At 66.3% G+C, this 15,927-nt stretch carries 11 protein-coding genes; 9 read left to right on the top strand and 2 right to left on the bottom strand.

What is annotated here, in order from left to right; genetic code table 11:
* Positions 1-132: 132 nt before the first annotated feature.
* The 9 genes from tolB (at position 133) to serA (ending at position 12,658) form a co-directional block, all read left to right on the top strand.
* The gene (gene tolB, locus ACQY46_RS00695) at positions 133-1,488 is read left to right on the top strand and encodes a Tol-Pal system beta propeller repeat protein TolB (RefSeq protein WP_428698411.1); all 1,356 of its coding nucleotides are present in this window, start codon (positions 133-135) and stop codon (positions 1,486-1,488) included.
* 142 nt (positions 1,489-1,630) lie between these two features.
* On the top strand, positions 1,631-2,116 hold the full coding sequence (pal, locus tag ACQY46_RS00690) for a peptidoglycan-associated lipoprotein Pal (RefSeq protein ID WP_428698410.1): 486 nt from the start codon (positions 1,631-1,633) through the stop codon (positions 2,114-2,116).
* A 226-nt stretch (positions 2,117-2,342) separates the two neighbouring features.
* Entirely contained in the window at positions 2,343-3,359 is a 1,017-nt protein-coding gene (ybgF, locus tag ACQY46_RS00685) for a tol-pal system protein YbgF (protein WP_428698409.1), read from the top strand.
* A complete protein-coding gene (tilS, locus tag ACQY46_RS00680; protein WP_428698408.1) occupies positions 3,346-4,686 on the top strand; it encodes a tRNA lysidine(34) synthetase TilS in 1,341 nt (446 codons plus the stop codon). The genes ybgF and tilS overlap by 14 nt, the downstream gene beginning before the upstream one ends.
* A 129-nt stretch (positions 4,687-4,815) precedes the next feature.
* The gene (ftsH, locus tag ACQY46_RS00675; RefSeq protein WP_428698407.1) at positions 4,816-6,747 is read left to right on the top strand and encodes an ATP-dependent zinc metalloprotease FtsH; all 1,932 of its coding nucleotides are present in this window, start codon (positions 4,816-4,818) and stop codon (positions 6,745-6,747) included.
* 280 nt (positions 6,748-7,027) lie between these two features.
* Positions 7,028-8,374, top strand: coding sequence for a phosphoglucosamine mutase (gene glmM / locus ACQY46_RS00670; protein ID WP_428698406.1), 1,347 nt, complete (start codon positions 7,028-7,030; stop codon positions 8,372-8,374).
* Positions 8,375-8,655: 281 nt separating this feature from the next.
* Complete coding sequence (locus tag ACQY46_RS00665; RefSeq protein WP_306029081.1) at positions 8,656-9,453, top strand: outer membrane protein; 798 nt, start codon at positions 8,656-8,658, stop codon at positions 9,451-9,453.
* Positions 9,454-9,785: 332 nt separating this feature from the next.
* Positions 9,786-10,961 (top strand): phosphoserine transaminase, encoded by a 1,176-nt coding sequence (locus tag ACQY46_RS00660; protein WP_428698405.1) that lies wholly within the window; start codon positions 9,786-9,788, stop codon positions 10,959-10,961.
* Positions 10,962-11,071: 110 nt separating this feature from the next.
* Positions 11,072-12,658, top strand: coding sequence for a phosphoglycerate dehydrogenase (gene serA / locus ACQY46_RS00655; RefSeq protein WP_428698404.1), 1,587 nt, complete (start codon positions 11,072-11,074; stop codon positions 12,656-12,658).
* A gap of 124 nt (positions 12,659-12,782) precedes the next feature.
* Here serA and ACQY46_RS00650 read toward each other — a convergent pair whose 3' ends face one another.
* Both ACQY46_RS00650 and ACQY46_RS00645 read right to left on the bottom strand, forming a co-directional pair.
* Positions 12,783-14,531 carry a hypothetical protein gene (locus ACQY46_RS00650; RefSeq protein ID WP_428698403.1) on the bottom strand — a complete coding sequence of 583 codons (1,749 nt, stop codon included), beginning with the start codon at positions 14,529-14,531 and terminating at the stop codon, positions 12,783-12,785.
* A 61-nt stretch (positions 14,532-14,592) separates the two neighbouring features.
* Positions 14,593-15,885 (bottom strand): adenylosuccinate synthase, encoded by a 1,293-nt coding sequence (locus tag ACQY46_RS00645; RefSeq protein ID WP_428698402.1) that lies wholly within the window; start codon positions 15,883-15,885, stop codon positions 14,593-14,595.
* Positions 15,886-15,927: the final 42 nt, after the last annotated feature.

Below are 15,927 nucleotides of genomic sequence, written 5' to 3'. Positions count from 1 at the left end.
GAGGCAATGCCCGCAAGAGGACGCGCGAAAGGCGTGAAAATGACGGATTTCAAGGCGATGGATCTGACCGCGCGTGCCCGCAGGGCGCGCCTGGAACCGACCGGGGGACCACGATTGATGGAGCTGAAAGCGATGATCAGACCGGCACCCGCCAGCCTGGCCCGGCGCGCCGCGCGCGCAGCCGTCCTTCTTCTCGCGGCGGTGCTGTGGGGCAGCGGCCTGCTGCCGGTGCCTCGCGCTGCCGCCGTGGTGGAGATCGACATCACCCAGGGCAATATCGAGCCGCTCCCGATCGCGCTCCCGGCTTTTTCCGGAGCCGGCGGCGAGGAGAAGCTGGCAAATGACATCACGGACGTTATCAAGGCCGACCTGACCCGCTCGGGCCTGTTCCGGCCGCTCGATCCGGCAAGCTTCATCGAAACGAACGTCAATGTCAGCACGCCGCCGCAATTCGCCTCATGGCGTCCGATCGGTGCACAGGCGCTGGTCGTGGGGGCGATCGAGCGCCAGTCCGACGGCCGCATCCGCGCCGAGTTCCGTCTCTGGGACGTGTTCGCCGGCCAGCAGATGCTCGGGCAGCAGTTCTTCACGACCTCCGACAACTGGAGGCGGATGGCGCATATCATCGCCGATGCGATCTACGAACGGCTGACGGGTGAAAAGGGCTATTTCGATACCCGTATCGTGTTCATCGACGAGACCGGTACCAAGGACAAGCGCGTCAAGCGGCTCGCGATCATGGACCAGGACGGCGCCAATGTGCGCTACCTCACCAAGGGTGACGAACTGGTGCTGACGCCGCGCTTCTCGCCTTCGCGCCAGGAAGTCACCTACATGGCCTATGCCGGGTCGGACCCGCGCGTCTACCTGCTCAACATCGAGACCGGGCAGCGCGAGGTGGTCGGCAATTTCCCCGGCATGACCTTCGCGCCGCGCTTCTCGCCGGATGGCCAGCGGGTGGCGATGAGCCTGCAGCAGGGCGGCAACGCCAATATCTTCGAGATGGACCTGCGCTCGCGGCGCACCACGCGGCTGACCAACACGCCGGCCATCGATACGAGCCCGTCCTATTCGCCGGACGGCCAGCGGATCGTGTTCGAATCCGACCGGGGCGGCACCCAGCAGCTCTATGTGATGGATGCCGGCGGCGGCAATCCGCAACGCATCAGCTTCGGCCCGGGCCGCTACTCGACGCCGGTCTGGTCGCCGCGCGGCGACCTGGTCGCCTTCACCAAGATGCACCAGGGCCGTTTCATGATCGGTGTGATGAAGCCGGATGGCTCGGCCGAACGCGTGCTCACCGAGGGCTATCACAACGAGGCTCCGGCCTGGGCCCCGAACGGCCGCGTGCTGGTCTTCTTCCGGGACACGCCGGGCGCCAATGGCGGGCCGCAATTGTGGACGGTGGATCTCACCGGCTACAACGAGCAGCGCCTGCCGACGCCGGCCTTCGGCTCGGATCCGGCCTGGTCTCCCTTGCTGGAATGAGGCCTGCGCGATAGGCTTGTGCGGTCCGTCCGCACATCGGAGCGCAAGAAATCGTTAACCATGCCGGTGAACGTGTGCTTAACCGGTTTCGCTGTAAAAGCGTTTACCCTGTCGGGGCGGTGGGGATCAGGAGTGTGGTTTCATGATGAATTTCGGGATGCGAAGCCGTGGCGCGCGCATTGCCTCCGTTGTCGCAGGTGCAATGCTGCTGGCAGCCTGCGCGCAGACCAAGCCGGACGGGCTGACGGGTAACGTCCAGCCCGGCACCGGCCAGGACTTCGTGGTCAATGTGGGTGACCGCGTGTTCTTCGGCAACGACCAGACGACGCTGGCGCCGCAGGCAACGGCGACGCTGGACAAGCAGGCACAGTGGCTGCGCAGCTACAGCCGCTACACGGTGACGATCGAAGGTCATGCCGACGAGCGTGGCACGCGCCAGTACAACATCGCGCTTGGCGCGCGTCGTGCCGATGCGGTGCGCAACTATCTCGTCGCGCGCGGCATTCCGGGCAACCGGATCAAGACGATCTCCTACGGCAAGGAGCGTCCGGTGGCGGTCTGCAACGACGAAAGCTGCTGGACGCAGAACCGTCGCGCGGTGACCGTGCTCGACAACGCCGGCAGCTAGGCCGGCTTTCGCGCCAGGTACGAACATGAAAAGGCCGGAGCGGGCAACCGCTTCGGCCTTTTCCCGTCCGGGGCGGCATTTGTCCCTCCAAATGGCAGGAGAGGCGGCCCGGCGCCAAAGTTTGGCCGAAGTCCCGGCGCCCTGTGCTATTGCGTTCGCACGGGCAGCCCTGCGGCACCCGCCGCGGCTGCGACGGCGGAGGACAGGTATGAAGCGATTGAAATCCATGATCTCGAGAAGTTTCCTTTGCGCGGTGGCGGTCATGTTCGCCATTTCGCTCATCCCCGCGCCGGCATCGGCGCAGCTCTTCGGTTCGCGCGATGACAGCGAGGCGGTGGTGCGGCTCAATCAGGTCGAGGATCAGATGCGCAATCTGACCGGCCAGGTCGAGCAGCTCAATTTCCAGATCCGTCAGCTGCAGGACACGATCCGCCGGATGCAGGAAGACAACGAATACCGCCTGCAGCAGCTTGAGCAGAGCGGCGGCAAGCGTTCGGATGCCGGCAGCGGCGGCGGCAACGCCGTCGCCGGTTCGGGGCCGGGCACAGGCGGGGCCGAGAGCTACGGCCCGGCGAGCGGAACCGTGAACGGAACACTGGGACAGCTGCCGGCGGATGCCGGCAGCGGCGATGCGGAATTCGCCGCCTCGGGCGGGTATGGCCAGGGGCAGGGCCAGGATCAGGGGGCGGGCACCGGCCCGCTCGACCTGTCGGCGCTGGCGCGCGGCCAGTCCGGCGGGTTTTCCGGTGGCGGCGACCCTGCCGTTCCCGGCGACATCGGCAATGCCGGGCTGCCGGGGGCCGAGCCTTCGAACGCGCCGAGCGGAACGCTCGATGCGGCGTCGCTTTCCGGTGTCTCCTCGCCGCGCGGCGACTATGACGCTGCCTATGCGATGGTGCTGTCGGGCGACTATGCGGGGGCCGAGGCCGGCTTCACCCGGTTCCTCGCCTCCCATCCCAACGACCCGCTGGCGGCCAATGCCCAGTTCTGGCTCGGCGAGAGCCATTTCGCGCGCAAGCAGTATCGCGACGCGGCGGATGCCTTCCTGAAGAGCTATACCGACTATCCCGACAGCAACAAGGTGACCGACAGCCTGCTCAAGCTCGGGCTTTCGCTCAAGGGCATCGGCCAGAATGATGCGGCTTGCGCGACTTTCAGCGAACTCCTGGCCAAGTATCCCGGTGCGCCGACCCCGATTCGCGCCGAAGCCCAGGCCCAGCAGCAGAGCGGTGGCTGCGCCTGATCGCGGCCGGCCGGTCGGTGACGACGAGGCCGACGCCGCGTTCGCTCCGCTGCTCCGGCATTCCTGTATCGCGCTCGCCGTTTCGGGCGGCGCCGACTCCACCGCCTTGCTGCTGCTGGTCGCCTCATGGCGCGCGCGCAGGCCGGACGGACCCGAAATTCACATTCTGACCGTCGATCACGAGTTGCGCCGCGAATCCGCCGCCGAGGCGCGCGGTGTCGCAGCGCTTGCGGGTCGGCTGGGTCTGCCCTGCCGGATCCTTGCCTGGTCGGGACCCAAGCCCGCCTCCAACCGCCAGGCCGGGGCGCGGGCCGCGCGGCAGGCGCTGCTTGTCACCGCTGCCCGCGAGCTTGGTGCCGAGGCCCTGGTGCTGGCCCATCATCTCGATGATCAGGCGGAAACCTTCCTGATCCGCCTGGCGCGGGGAAGCGGCGTCTATGGTCTTGCGGCCATGGACGGGATCGCGGTCTGGCAGGACGGCGAGGGGGGGCTGCCGCTGCCTGTCCTGCGGCCGCTGCTCGCCTTTGCCAAGGAGCGACTGGTGGCGACCTGCCGGGCGGCGGGCGTGTCCTGGTGCGAGGACCCTTCCAATGACGATGTCGCCTACACGCGGACCCGGATGCGTGGACTGATGCCTCAGCTTGCGGGAGAGGGGCTCGACGCGGAGACGCTCGGGCGGACCGCGGGGCGCCTGGCGCGCGCCGCCGCCGCGCTCGACGAGCTTGTCGAGCAGACGCTTGTCCGGCACGCCGCGTTTCATCCGGCCGGGCCGGTGCGTGTTGCCGTTGCGGACCTCGCCCGCCTGCCGCGGGAAGTCCTGCTGCGGCTGCTGGCGCGGCTGTTGCAGATGACCGGGGGCGAGGCCTATCCGCCGCGGCTGGAGCGGCTGGAGCGGCTGGCCGGGCGGCTTGCCGGCGGGCCTTCCGTGCAGTCGACGCTTGCCGGGGTCGTCGCACGCCGCCGCGGGGAGACGCTGTTCTTCTGGCGGGAGAGCGGACGCGGGGGGATCGCGCCGCTCGCGGCACGCGGCCCGGGACGCTATGTCTTCGACCGCCGTTTCGAACTGGTCCTGCCCGTCGGGGTCTCCGGCGAGGTCGCCGCATTGGGGCCCCTGGCGGCCTCGCCGTTCCCGCGCTCGGCCATCGCCGACTGGCCGGTCGCCGCATTCAATGCGGCACCGCTTCTGCGCCTTCGCGACGATGCGGCCTATTGTCCCGGACTGGCCGGATCGCCGCCGCCGGGCGTCCGGCTCGCCAGATTGACGGGCGAGGAAAGCCTGTGGCGGCGGGAACTTGTCTCAAATCCCTTCGATCGTGATGAAATTTAAGAAAAATGAGACCTGTTTCATGCGAATCTTCTTCGCCGCCTTGGCAGTCCCCCTTGCGGGACCTATCTTGGCTATAGAGATCATGTCCCCAGCGCAAACCGCCGAACCGGCGGGGCGAAGGAACCGCTAATGAACGCCAATTTTCGCAATTTCGCCCTCTGGGTGATCATCGGTCTGCTGCTGATCGCTCTTTTCCAGCTGTTCCAGAACCCTGGCCAGCGGGCCGAGCCGAACACCATTCCCTTTTCCCAGTTCCTGAACCAGGCGGAGCAGGGGGATGTCAGGGAAGTGACCATTCAGGGTCAGCAGGTCCTCGGCAAGTACAACAGCGGCGGCACGTTCCAGTCCTACGCACCCGAAACCGCCGGAGAATATATCGAGATCCTGCGCTCCAAGGGGGTCAGCATCACCGCGCGACCGCCGCAGGAGAGCTTCTCGTTGATCGGCGCGCTGATCTCGTGGTTCCCGATGCTGATCATTCTCGGCATCTGGATCTTCGTGATGCGCCAGATGCAGGGCGGGGCCGGCGGCAAGGCAATGGGCTTCGGCAAGTCCAAGGCGAAGCTGCTGACCGAGGCGCATGGCCGCGTCACCTTCGAGGACGTCGCCGGCATCGACGAGGCCAAGGAGGACCTGCAGGAGATCGTCGAGTTCCTGCGCGATCCGCAGAAGTTCCAGCGCCTGGGCGGCCGCATTCCGCGCGGCGTGCTCTTGGTCGGCCCTCCGGGTACCGGCAAGACGCTGACCGCGCGAGCCGTCGCCGGCGAGGCGAACGTGCCCTTCTTCACCATCTCCGGTTCCGATTTCGTCGAGATGTTCGTCGGCGTCGGTGCCAGCCGCGTGCGCGACATGTTCGAGCAGGCGAAGAAGAACGCGCCCTGCATCATCTTCATCGACGAGATCGACGCGGTCGGCCGTCATCGTGGCGCCGGCCTTGGCGGTGGCAATGACGAGCGCGAGCAGACGCTGAACCAGCTCCTGGTGGAGATGGACGGCTTCGAGCCGAACGAGGGCGTCATCATCATCGCCGCGACCAACCGTCCGGACGTGCTTGATCCGGCCCTGCTGCGCCCGGGCCGTTTCGACCGCCAGATTGTCGTGCCGAACCCGGACGTCACGGGCCGCGAGAAGATCCTCAAGGTGCATATGCGCAAGGTGCCGCTGGCACCGGACGTAAATGTGCGCACGCTGGCGCGCGGCACGCCCGGTTTCTCGGGCGCCGACCTGATGAACCTCGTCAACGAGGCGGCGCTGCTGGCCGCCCGGCGCGGCAAGCGTCTCGTCACCATGGCCGAATTCGAGGACGCCAAGGACAAGGTCATGATGGGCGCGGAGCGTCGCACCCTGGTGATGACCGAGGAAGAGAAGAAGCTCACCGCCTATCACGAGGCCGGCCATGCGCTGGTCGCGTTGCACATGCCGGCTTCCGACCCGATCCACAAGGCGACCATCATTCCGCGTGGACGGGCGCTCGGCATGGTCATGCGCCTGCCGGAAAAGGACCAGGTGTCGCTCACCCGGGCCAAGTGCAAGGCGGATCTCGCCGTTGCCATGGGCGGGCGCGTCGCCGAGGAGATGATCTTCGGCTACGAGAAGGTGACATCGGGCGCGTCGGGCGACATCCAGATGGCTACCAAGCTGGCGCGGGCGATGGCGACCCAGTTCGGCATGTCCGACAAGCTCGGCCCGCTGCTCTATGGAGAGAACCAGGAAGAGGTGTTCCTCGGCCATTCGGTCGCCAAGAACCAGCATGTGTCGGAGGATACGCAGCGCATCGTCGATACCGAGATCAAGGCCTTCGTCAACACCGGCTATGAAACGGCCAAGCGGGTGCTCACCGAGCACGAGCAGCAGCTCCATGTCATCGCCAACGGCCTGCTTGAATACGAGACGCTGTCCGGCGACGAGATCAAGGACCTGCTCGATGGCAAGCCGCCGGTGCGCGACACCGATGACGACCAGCCGACGGCGCGGGCCTCGGCCGTGCCCAAGACCGGCGCCAAGCGCCGCGACGAGGGCGATGCCCCGACCGGCGGCATGGAGCCCCAGCCGCAAGGCTGACAAGCCCGCAGCGAGCGATGATCGCGACAACGCCCGGCAGGCTTTCTGCCGGGCGTTTGCGTTGTGCGGACTGTTACGAACGAAAACAAATTTTGAACCTCTTCATGCGAGCATGGTGATACATGGAGGGTCCGCGTGATGCCGGCAGACGTGGCGCGCGTGGAGACAGGAGCCGGCGGTTCGTCCGGCATCGCGCGCGAGCGCGAAGGGCGGACCGGAATGCCAGCAAGCGCTTGTGAGCGCTGAGGCATCCGGAGCCACGGGAAACGACAGGGTCGACATGACACGCAAGTATTTCGGAACCGACGGCATTCGCGGCACGGCCAATCGCGCACCGATGACGCCGGAAATCGCGCTCAAGGTGGGCATGGCTGCGGGGCTTTGTTTCCGCAACGGTTCGCACCGCCACCGGGTGGTGATCGGCAAGGACACACGGCTCTCCGGTTACATGATCGAGAACGCGCTGGTTGCCGGCTTCACCGCCGTTGGTCTCGATGTGCTGCTGCTCGGTCCGATGCCCACCCCTGCGGTCGCGATGCTGACGCGCTCGGTGCGTGCCGATCTCGGCGTGATGATCTCCGCCTCGCACAATCCCTATCACGACAACGGCATCAAGTTCTTTGGCCCGGACGGCTACAAGCTGTCGGACGGGGTGGAGAAGGAAATCGAGGCGCTGATCGACCAGGACCTGTCGCGACAGCTCGCCGCGCCGTCCGACCTCGGCCGCGCCAAGCGCATCGACGGCATGCGCGACCGCTACGTGGAATTCGCCAAGCGCACGTTGCCGCGCGAGATGAGCCTGGCGGGTCTGAGGATCGTCGTCGATTGCGCCAATGGCGCCGCCTACAAGGTGGCGCCCGAAGTGTTGTGGGAACTGGGCGCGGAAGTGATCGCCATCGGCGTGGATCCGGACGGCTACAATATCAACCTCAAATGCGGCTCCACCGATACGGAAGCCCTGTGCCAGAAGGTGCATGAGGTGCGCGCCGATATCGGCATCGCGCTCGACGGCGATGCCGACCGGGTGATCATCGTCGACGAGAACGGAAGGGTCGTCGACGGCGACCAGCTGATGGCGGTTGTGGCCCAGTCGTGGCTGGAGGATGGTCGCCTGGCCGCCTCCGGCATCGTCGCGACGGTGATGTCCAATCTCGGCCTGGAACGCTACCTGGGCGGCCTCGGCCTGACGCTGGCCCGCACCAAGGTCGGCGATCGCTACGTGGTCGAGCACATGCGCCAGCACGGCTACAATGTCGGCGGCGAGCAGTCCGGCCATATCGTCCTGTCCGATTTCGCGACGACCGGCGACGGCCTCGTTGCCGCGCTGCAGGTTCTGGCCTGCGTGTCGAAACTCGGCCGGCCGGTCTCCGAAGTCTGCCGACGCTTCGATCCCGTTCCCCAGATCCTCAAGAACGTGCGCTATGCCGGCGCCACCCCGCTGGACAATCCGTCCGTGCAGGCGGCCATAGAAGAAGGTCGCAAGACGCTCGGCAATTCCGGGCGCCTGCTCATACGTGCCTCCGGCACCGAACCGTTGATCCGCGTGATGGGCGAGGCCGACAACCAGGATGTGCTGGCCGGTGTCGTCGACCGGATCGCCGATGCGGTTGCCCACGCGGCCGCCTGAGCAGGCGATCCGGGCGGGAAGCGCGCGGGCACACGGACCCTCCCGGAGAGGTTCGGCGTGCCCGACCTCACCCTCATGGTTAACGATTTCCAAAGAACGGTGGACAGTTGTTGCCAACTGCCAAAGCAAGGAGGGTGATTTACTCTTTGTTAAGGTAAAAAATCACGGTTAAATATTACGGTTAAGCCCGTCTTAAGCATTTTCAGCAAATCTACTCTCGTGTTTCACGTGCGCGGCCGGCAGGAAAAGAGTGTTCGGACGCATTCAACGAGGACCGAGACATGAGCAGCCATATCAAGAAACTTTGCCTGGCTGGCGTCGCGATGATCGTCTCGTCAGCCGTCCATGCAGCAGACATGCCGATCCCCGTGATCGAGCACGTTCCGCAGGTGCCGGTTGTTACGGGCGGCTGGTATTTGCGCGGCGACATCGGCTACAAGGTGTACCAGTCACCGAGCGTCGCCTACGGCCCGACGGCCTTTTCCAACGAGAAGCTGAACAACACCGGCATGGTCGGTGTCGGCGTCGGCTACAAGTTCAGCGACTACCTGCGCGGCGACCTGACGCTGGACTATGAATTCCCGGCACGTGTCAAGGGCTACGCGCCCTGTCCCGCCCCTTGCGGCGGACCCGGCCTTGGCGGGTTTTCCACGGAGACGGCCGATATCGACGTGCTGACCCTTCTGGTCAACGGCTATATCGACATCGGCACCTGGGGCGGTTTCACGCCCTATGTCGGCGCCGGCGTCGGCACGTCCTACGTGACGACCAGCAACATCAAGTTCGCCAACCCGAACGGTGTCTCCGGCACCTATCCGGGCGACAGCACCTGGAACTTCTCCTGGGCGCTGATGGCCGGCGGTTCCTACGCGGTCACCCCGAACTGGTCGATCGATGCGGGCTACCGCTACCTGAACATTGGCAATGCCTACTCCAAGAGCTTCTCGACGGGCGGCGGCAACCCGTCCTACAAGATCCGCTACGAGGATCTTGCCGCTCACGAGTTCCGCGTCGGCATGCGCTACACGTTCAATTCCGGCCCTTCCTTCATCGAAGAGCCGATCATCACGCGTTACTGATCCCGGCCTGCGGCCGCCGGCCCGCCGGCGGCGCGGCACGGCGGGACCCGTTTCGCGACACGTTCCCGCCAGGAACGCCATATCCAGGGGGACCGGGTGCAAACCCGGTTCCCCGTTTTTGTTTCGCCTTTGCAATCAAAGGGAAAAGACAGGCGCGGTGTTATGCGCGGCCCGGCATGCGTCTCCCGGACCGGCCATTCCGTGCGCCCGAACCGGACCTGCCTGCCGCTGCCTCCGTCTTTTTCACCGCTTGCAGGCCCGTGTCACTTCGGCTATCTCCGTCCGTGGGACACCCCTCCCCAACGAGGGGCACCTATCTGGAAGGATAGTTCATGACACTGCATATCGAACCGGCCGTGCGGCCGGAGAATCCCCGTTTTTCCTCAGGTCCCTGCGCCAAACGCCCCGGCTGGTCTGCCGAAGCGCTGTCCGACGCGCCGCTCGGCCGCTCGCACCGGGCCAAACCCGGCAAGGCGAAGCTTGCCGAGGCCATCGACCTTACCCGCCAGATCCTGCAGGTTCCCGACGACTATCGCATCGGCATTGTTCCGGCGTCCGACACGGGCGCCATGGAAATGGCCATGTGGTCGCTTCTGGGAGCCCGCGGCGTCGACGTCCTGGCGTGGGAGAGCTTCGGTTCGGGCTGGGTTACGGATGTCGTCAAGCAGCTCCGCCTCAAGGACGTGCGTGTCCTGGAGGCCGGTTACGGCGAGATCGTCGATCTTTCGACACCGGATTTTTCCCGTGACGTGATCTTCACCTGGAACGGCACCACCTCGGGTGTACGGGTGCCGGATGCGGAGTGGATTGCGGCGGACCGCGAGGGCTTGACCATCTGCGACGCCACCTCGGCCGCCTTCGCCCAGCCGCTCGATTTCGACAAGCTCGATGTCGTTACCTTCTCCTGGCAGAAAGTGCTGGGCGGCGAGGCGGCACATGGCATGCTCATTCTCAGCCCGCGTGCCGCCGAACGGCTGGAGAGCCATACGCCGGCCTGGCCGATGCCGAAAGTCTTCCGCCTGACCAAGGGCGGCAAGCTGATCGAGGGCATCTTCAAGGGCGAGACCATCAACACCCCGTCCATGCTCTGCGTCGAGGACTATATCGATGCGCTGAAATGGGCACGGGATCTTGGCGGACTCCCGGCACTGATCGCCCGGGCGGACGCCAATGCGGGTGCGGTCGCCGATTGGGTGGCACGCACCGGCTGGGTGGATTTCCTGGCAAGCGACCCGGCAACGCGGTCCAACACCTCCGTCTGCCTGCGGATCGTCGATCCGAGGGTTGCCGGTCTTGAGGCCGACGCGCAGGCTGCCTTTGCCAAGGCAATGGCCGGTGCGCTCGACAAGGCCGGCGTCGCCCACGACATCGGCGCCTATCGCGACGCGCCGAGCGGTTTCCGCATCTGGTGCGGGGCGACCGTCGAGACCTCCGACGTCACGGCATTGCTGCCGTGGCTCGACTGGGCGTTCGAGCGTGAACTGCAGGCGCTCGGCAAGGCTGCCTGAGCGGGCTCGACGCTTTCATTTCCGACAATGCATGGCAACAGATCCGGTCGCAATCCGGCATGTCCCTTTCGGGACATGTCCGGGCGGCGATCAGTCAGGGAGACAAGCCAATGGCCCCGAGGGTCCTGATTTCCGACAAGCTTTCGGCTGCGGCCGTCGAGATTTTCAAGTCGCGCGGCGTCGAGGTCGACTACCTGCCTGACCTGGGCAAGGACAAGGACAAGCTTCTCGCCGCGATCGGCCAGTATGACGGCCTGGCAATCCGCTCGGCGACCAAGGTCACCGACAAGCTGCTCGCCGCAGCCGACCGGCTGAAAGTCGTCGGCCGCGCCGGCATCGGCGTCGACAATGTCGACATCGCGGCGGCTTCGGCCAAGGGCGTGATCGTCATGAACACGCCGTTCGGCAACTCGATCACCACGGCCGAGCACGCCATCGCGATGATGTTCGCGGTTGCCCGCCAGGTGCCGCGCGCCGATGCCTCGACCCAGGCCGGCAAGTGGGAAAAGTCGAAGTTCATGGGCGCGGAGATCACCTCCAAGACGCTCGGCCTGATCGGTTGCGGCAATATCGGCTCGATCGTCGCCGACCGCGCCATCGGGTTGAAGATGCGCGTTGTCGCCTACGATCCGTTCCTGTCCGACGAGCGGGCCATCGACCTGGGGGTCGAGAAGGTCGACCTCGACACGCTGTTTGCGCGCGCCGACATCATCTCGCTGCACACGCCCTTGACCGACAAGACGCGCAACATCGTCGACGAGGCGGCGATCGCGAAGATGCGCGACGGGGTCATCCTGATCAATTGCGCGCGCGGCGGGCTGGTCGACGAAGAGGCCCTGCGGGCGGCACTGGAAAGCGGCAAGGTCGGCGGCGCGGGCGTCGACGTCTTTGTCGACGAACCGGCGACCGAGAACGTCCTGTTCGGCGCGCCGAACCTTGTGTGCACTCCGCATCTGGGCGCCTCGACCAGCGAGGCGCAGGAAAATGTCGCCCTGCAGGTCGCCGAGCAGATGTCCGACTACCTGGTCAAGGGTGCGGTTTCGAACGCGCTCAACATGCCCTCGATCACGGCCGAGGAAGCGCCGCGCCTGACGCCCTTTGTCAAGCTTGCCGAACTGCTCGGTTCCTTCGCCGGTCAGTTGACGGAAACGGGTCTGTCCGGCATCCGGCTGGAATACGAGGGCGAGGTCGCGGAGATGAACGTCAAGGCGCTGACGGCGGCAGCGCTCACGGGCATTCTCCAGCCGCTCCTGCAGACCGTGAACATGGTCTCCGCGCCGATCATGGCGCGCGAGCGCGGCATTCCGGTGGAGGAGGTGCGCCGTGGCCAGGCAGGTGCCTATGAGAGCTATATCCGGCTGACGGTGAAGACCGAGCGCCAGGAACGCTCCGTTGCCGGCACGGTCTTCGCCGACGGCAAGCCGCGCGTCATCCAGGTGAAGGGCATCAACATGGAGGCCGAACTCGGCCCCCACATGCTTTATGTCACCAACGAGGACAAGCCCGGCTTCATCGGCCATCTGGGCACGTTGCTCGGCGAGGCGGGCGTCAACATCGCGACATTCAATCTTGGCCGCACCGCACCGGGCGAGGACGCGATCTGCCTCGTCGAGGTTGACGGTGAAGTGCCGGCAGCCGTGCTTGAGCGCATCACCGGCCTGCCGCATGTGAAGCAGGCAAAGCCGCTGCGTTTCTGACAGCAGGCGGTTGGCCGCTGCAATATGAAAAGGGCCGGAGCGCTGCCGCTCCGGCCCTTTTTCGTTCACATCCCCGGGTGCTCCGGAATGCAGTGCGCACCCGGGCGCAGCCCGCTCTTCCGGTTCAGCCGGCCCGCCAGGCGGTTGTCGCCTGTTCGACGGCTCGGGCGCCAGGCGTGCCCTTTTCCAGCGTCAGGATGGCGCGCTTGCCGTTCTCGTAGAGCATCGGAATGTCGATCCAGCCGCGGTCGCGCAGCAGCGTCAGGTTGCGCTCCTGCTCGTCGGGAATGTTCGACAGCGCGACCCAGAAATAGCCATCGGCGACCTTGACCGAAGCGCCGATCAGCGCGTCGCCGCGGGCTTCCTCCGTGGTCTTCATGACGAGGCCGGGTACCTCCGCGACGCTGCTGCCGCTGAAGTTCGGCGGCAGGTCGAACTGCACCTCGAGGAGGTGGCTGGCCGGCAACGTGTCGTCTCGGTTGGGCCTCAGCGTGAGGTTGGCGGCGATGTTGCGTTCGGGAACCTCGATGCGCATCTTCAGCACCGTCTCGGTGCGCCCGTCGACGGATTCCTGTGAAACGCTCCACACGGCGCGGCCGGTGGATGCCTGACCGGCGCTACCTGCCTGGGCGCCCTCTTCGTAGAGGATGGCGCGCTGCGCCACCGGCGCGTCGGATCCGGCGGCACTGTCCGTACCGGGCGCGCCGGCCTGCGGGGTCGCCGAGGCGACCTGGTCCTGCTGGCTGGGCTCCGGATCGGCCGGCGTCTCGTCCGTGGCAGTCTCGGTTTGCGTTTCCTCGGGCTCTTCCGTTCCTTCCGCTCCGCCGGCTGGCGGTGTGGCGGGCGCGGACGGCGCCGGCTCGACGCTGCGTACCGGTGGTGGCGTGCCTTCCGGCGCGCGCGGCGCGGCGGTGTCGGTCTGCGGTTCGGCCGGCGTGATCCGCGTCGTGGTGACGCTGCGCGCGTCCGGAGCGGCTCCGGTCTCGCCGCCGTCGAGCAGCCGGGCGCTGTTCTTGCGCGAGGCCGATGTTTCTTCCTGTGTCGGCGTGCTTGTCGGCGCGGGGTCCGCAGGCCTGGCGACCTGCGGTTCCTCGCCGCCTTCGAAGAGGCCCATCAGGGTGTCGCGCTGGGAATAGCCGACGGCACCGACGCCGATGACCAGCATCAGGAGCGCCACGCCGCCGAGGATCGCCGGCAGGCGGGAGGTCCGCATCGATCCGTCGATGGGCGGCAGGGGGCGGCCGTGATCGCGGCCGCCATGGGCGCTGAGCGTATCGTCCGGCGCGTCGTCCCGGCCAAGCGTCGGTTCGCGCTTCTGGGGCGGGCCGGAGCTCTCGCCGTCCAGCGCGCCCCTGGCGCTGCGCGTTGCCTGATCGGCGGCCTCGCCGAGCTTGCGGGCGTCGTCGATGGCGGTTTTCAGAAGGTCACGGTTTTCCGGTGCCGCGGGGGCCTGCTTGGCCTCTGGAGCTGGCGCGTTTCTGGTCGGGGTCGGAGACGGAGACGAGGCGGAGGTCGGTGCCTGTACTTCCCGCATTGCGGGCTTCGGCTCGCCCCTGGCCCCGGCAGCGACGGTCGGTGCAGTCCGCTCCCCTGCCTCGGTCTGTCGGGGCTGGGGACGGGGAGGGGCGACCGGCTGCTGGCTGGCCGAAAAGCCCAGCGTCTCGCGCGCCGCCTCGGCCTCGACCTTGCGGATCGATTCCTCCAGGCGAAGCTGTTCGCTGGTGATCTCCGACGGCGAAAGCGGCGGATCATAGGCTTTCAACTGCGCGACAATGGCTTTTCGGGCGCGCTGGTATATTTCGCGCCGCGCCGCTCCCGTGTTTTCCGGGAGCGCAGCAACGGTTTTCTTCAAAACCGGATAGTAATCTGCCATGTCATCAACTCATGATCGCCGCACACAGGGTCGCGCATGGACGCGAACCCCGTTCTAACGCTTAATCCTGAAAAGGATTCTGGACAAGGATTGTGTCATCCCGCTCCGGAGAGGTCGAGAGCAGCGTGACCGGCGCACCGATCAACTCCTCGACATGGCGTACGTATTTTACCGCCTGCGCGGGAAGGTCAGCCCATGTTCTCGCACCTTCCGTCGATTCCTTCCACCCGGGAAGCGTTTCGTAGATCGGTTTGACCCGCGCCTGGGCCCCTTGCGAGGCCGGCAGGTGGTCGATCCGCTCGCCGTCGAGCTCATAGGCCACGCAGATCTTGATCTCATCAAGGCCGTCAAGCACGTCCAGCTTGGTCAGCGCAATGCCATGGATGCCATTGATGCAGCAGGACTGGCGCACGAGCACCGCGTCGAACCAGCCGCAGCGGCGCTTGCGTCCCGTCACCGTACCGAATTCGTGGCCGCGCGTACCCAGGAAATTGCCGACCTCGTTGTCCTGCTCGGTCGGGAAGGGGCCTTCGCCGACCCGGGTCGTGTAGGCCTTGGTGATACCGAGCACATAGCCGATCGAACCCGGACCGAGGCCGCTGCCGGCAGCCGCCTGGCCGGAGACGGTGTTGGACGAGGTAACGAACGGATAGGTGCCGTGATCGATATCGAGCAGGGTGCCCTGGGCGCCCTCGAAGAGGATGCGCTTGCCCTCGCGCCGGCACGTGTCGAGCAGCGACCAGACCGTCTGCATGTAGGGCAGCACCTGGCCGGAAACGCTTTCCAGCTCGGAAAAGATCGCACCGGGTTCGATTTCCGGCTCGCCGAGACCGCGCCGGAGGGCGTTGTGATGGGTCAGCAGTCGTTCGATCTTCGCCGGCAGGGTCTTGAGATTGGCAAGATCCATCACGCGGATCGCGCGCCGGCCGACCTTGTCCTCATAGGCAGGCCCGATGCCGCGCTTGGTGGTGCCGATCTTGGTGCCGGCGGCCGCGGCCGTCTCGCGCAATGCGTCGAGTTCGCGATGCAGCGACAGGATGAGTGTCGCGTTTCCGGCGATGGCAAGCGTCTCCGGCGATACGCTCACGCCCTGCTCGGCAAGACGGGCGATTTCGGCGACCAGCGCATGCGGGTCGATCACCACGCCATTGCCGATCACCGAGAGCTTGCCGCGCACCACGCCGGAGGGCAGCAGTGACAGCTTGTAGCTGACCCCGTCGATCACCAGCGTGTGACCGGCATTGTGCCCGCCCTGGAAGCGCACGACGACGTCTGCCTGTTCCGACAGCCAGTCGACGATCTTGCCTTTTCCCTCGTCACCCCACTGTGATCCGACGACGACGACATTGGCCATGCCTGTAAGTTCCCTTGCATCCGGCGGTGCCGGCAAAACCCC

Source organism: Stappia sp., assembly GCF_965276915.1.
Lineage (GTDB): Bacteria > Pseudomonadota > Alphaproteobacteria > Rhizobiales > Stappiaceae > Stappia.
This window is presented reverse-complemented; position numbering and strand designations above follow the sequence as displayed.

Excerpts from the sequence above, each read along its gene's own strand:
- ybgF (WP_428698409.1), top strand. The coding sequence starts at position 2,343 with ATGATCTCGAGAAGTTTCCTTTGCGCGGTGGCGGTCATGTTCGCCATT.
- pal (WP_428698410.1), top strand. The coding sequence starts at position 1,631 with ATGATGAATTTCGGGATGCGAAGCCGTGGCGCGCGCATTGCCTCCGTT.
- ACQY46_RS00660 (WP_428698405.1), top strand. The coding sequence starts at position 9,786 with ATGACACTGCATATCGAACCGGCCGTGCGGCCGGAGAATCCCCGTTTT.
- ACQY46_RS00650 (WP_428698403.1), bottom strand. The coding sequence starts at position 14,531 with ATGGCAGATTACTATCCGGTTTTGAAGAAAACCGTTGCTGCGCTCCCG.
- ACQY46_RS00665 (WP_306029081.1), top strand. The coding sequence starts at position 8,656 with ATGAGCAGCCATATCAAGAAACTTTGCCTGGCTGGCGTCGCGATGATC.
- serA (WP_428698404.1), top strand. The coding sequence starts at position 11,072 with ATGGCCCCGAGGGTCCTGATTTCCGACAAGCTTTCGGCTGCGGCCGTC.
- tolB (WP_428698411.1), top strand. The coding sequence starts at position 133 with ATGATCAGACCGGCACCCGCCAGCCTGGCCCGGCGCGCCGCGCGCGCA.
- glmM (WP_428698406.1), top strand. The coding sequence starts at position 7,028 with ATGACACGCAAGTATTTCGGAACCGACGGCATTCGCGGCACGGCCAAT.
- ftsH (WP_428698407.1), top strand. The coding sequence starts at position 4,816 with ATGAACGCCAATTTTCGCAATTTCGCCCTCTGGGTGATCATCGGTCTG.
- ACQY46_RS00645 (WP_428698402.1), bottom strand. The coding sequence starts at position 15,885 with ATGGCCAATGTCGTCGTCGTCGGATCACAGTGGGGTGACGAGGGAAAA.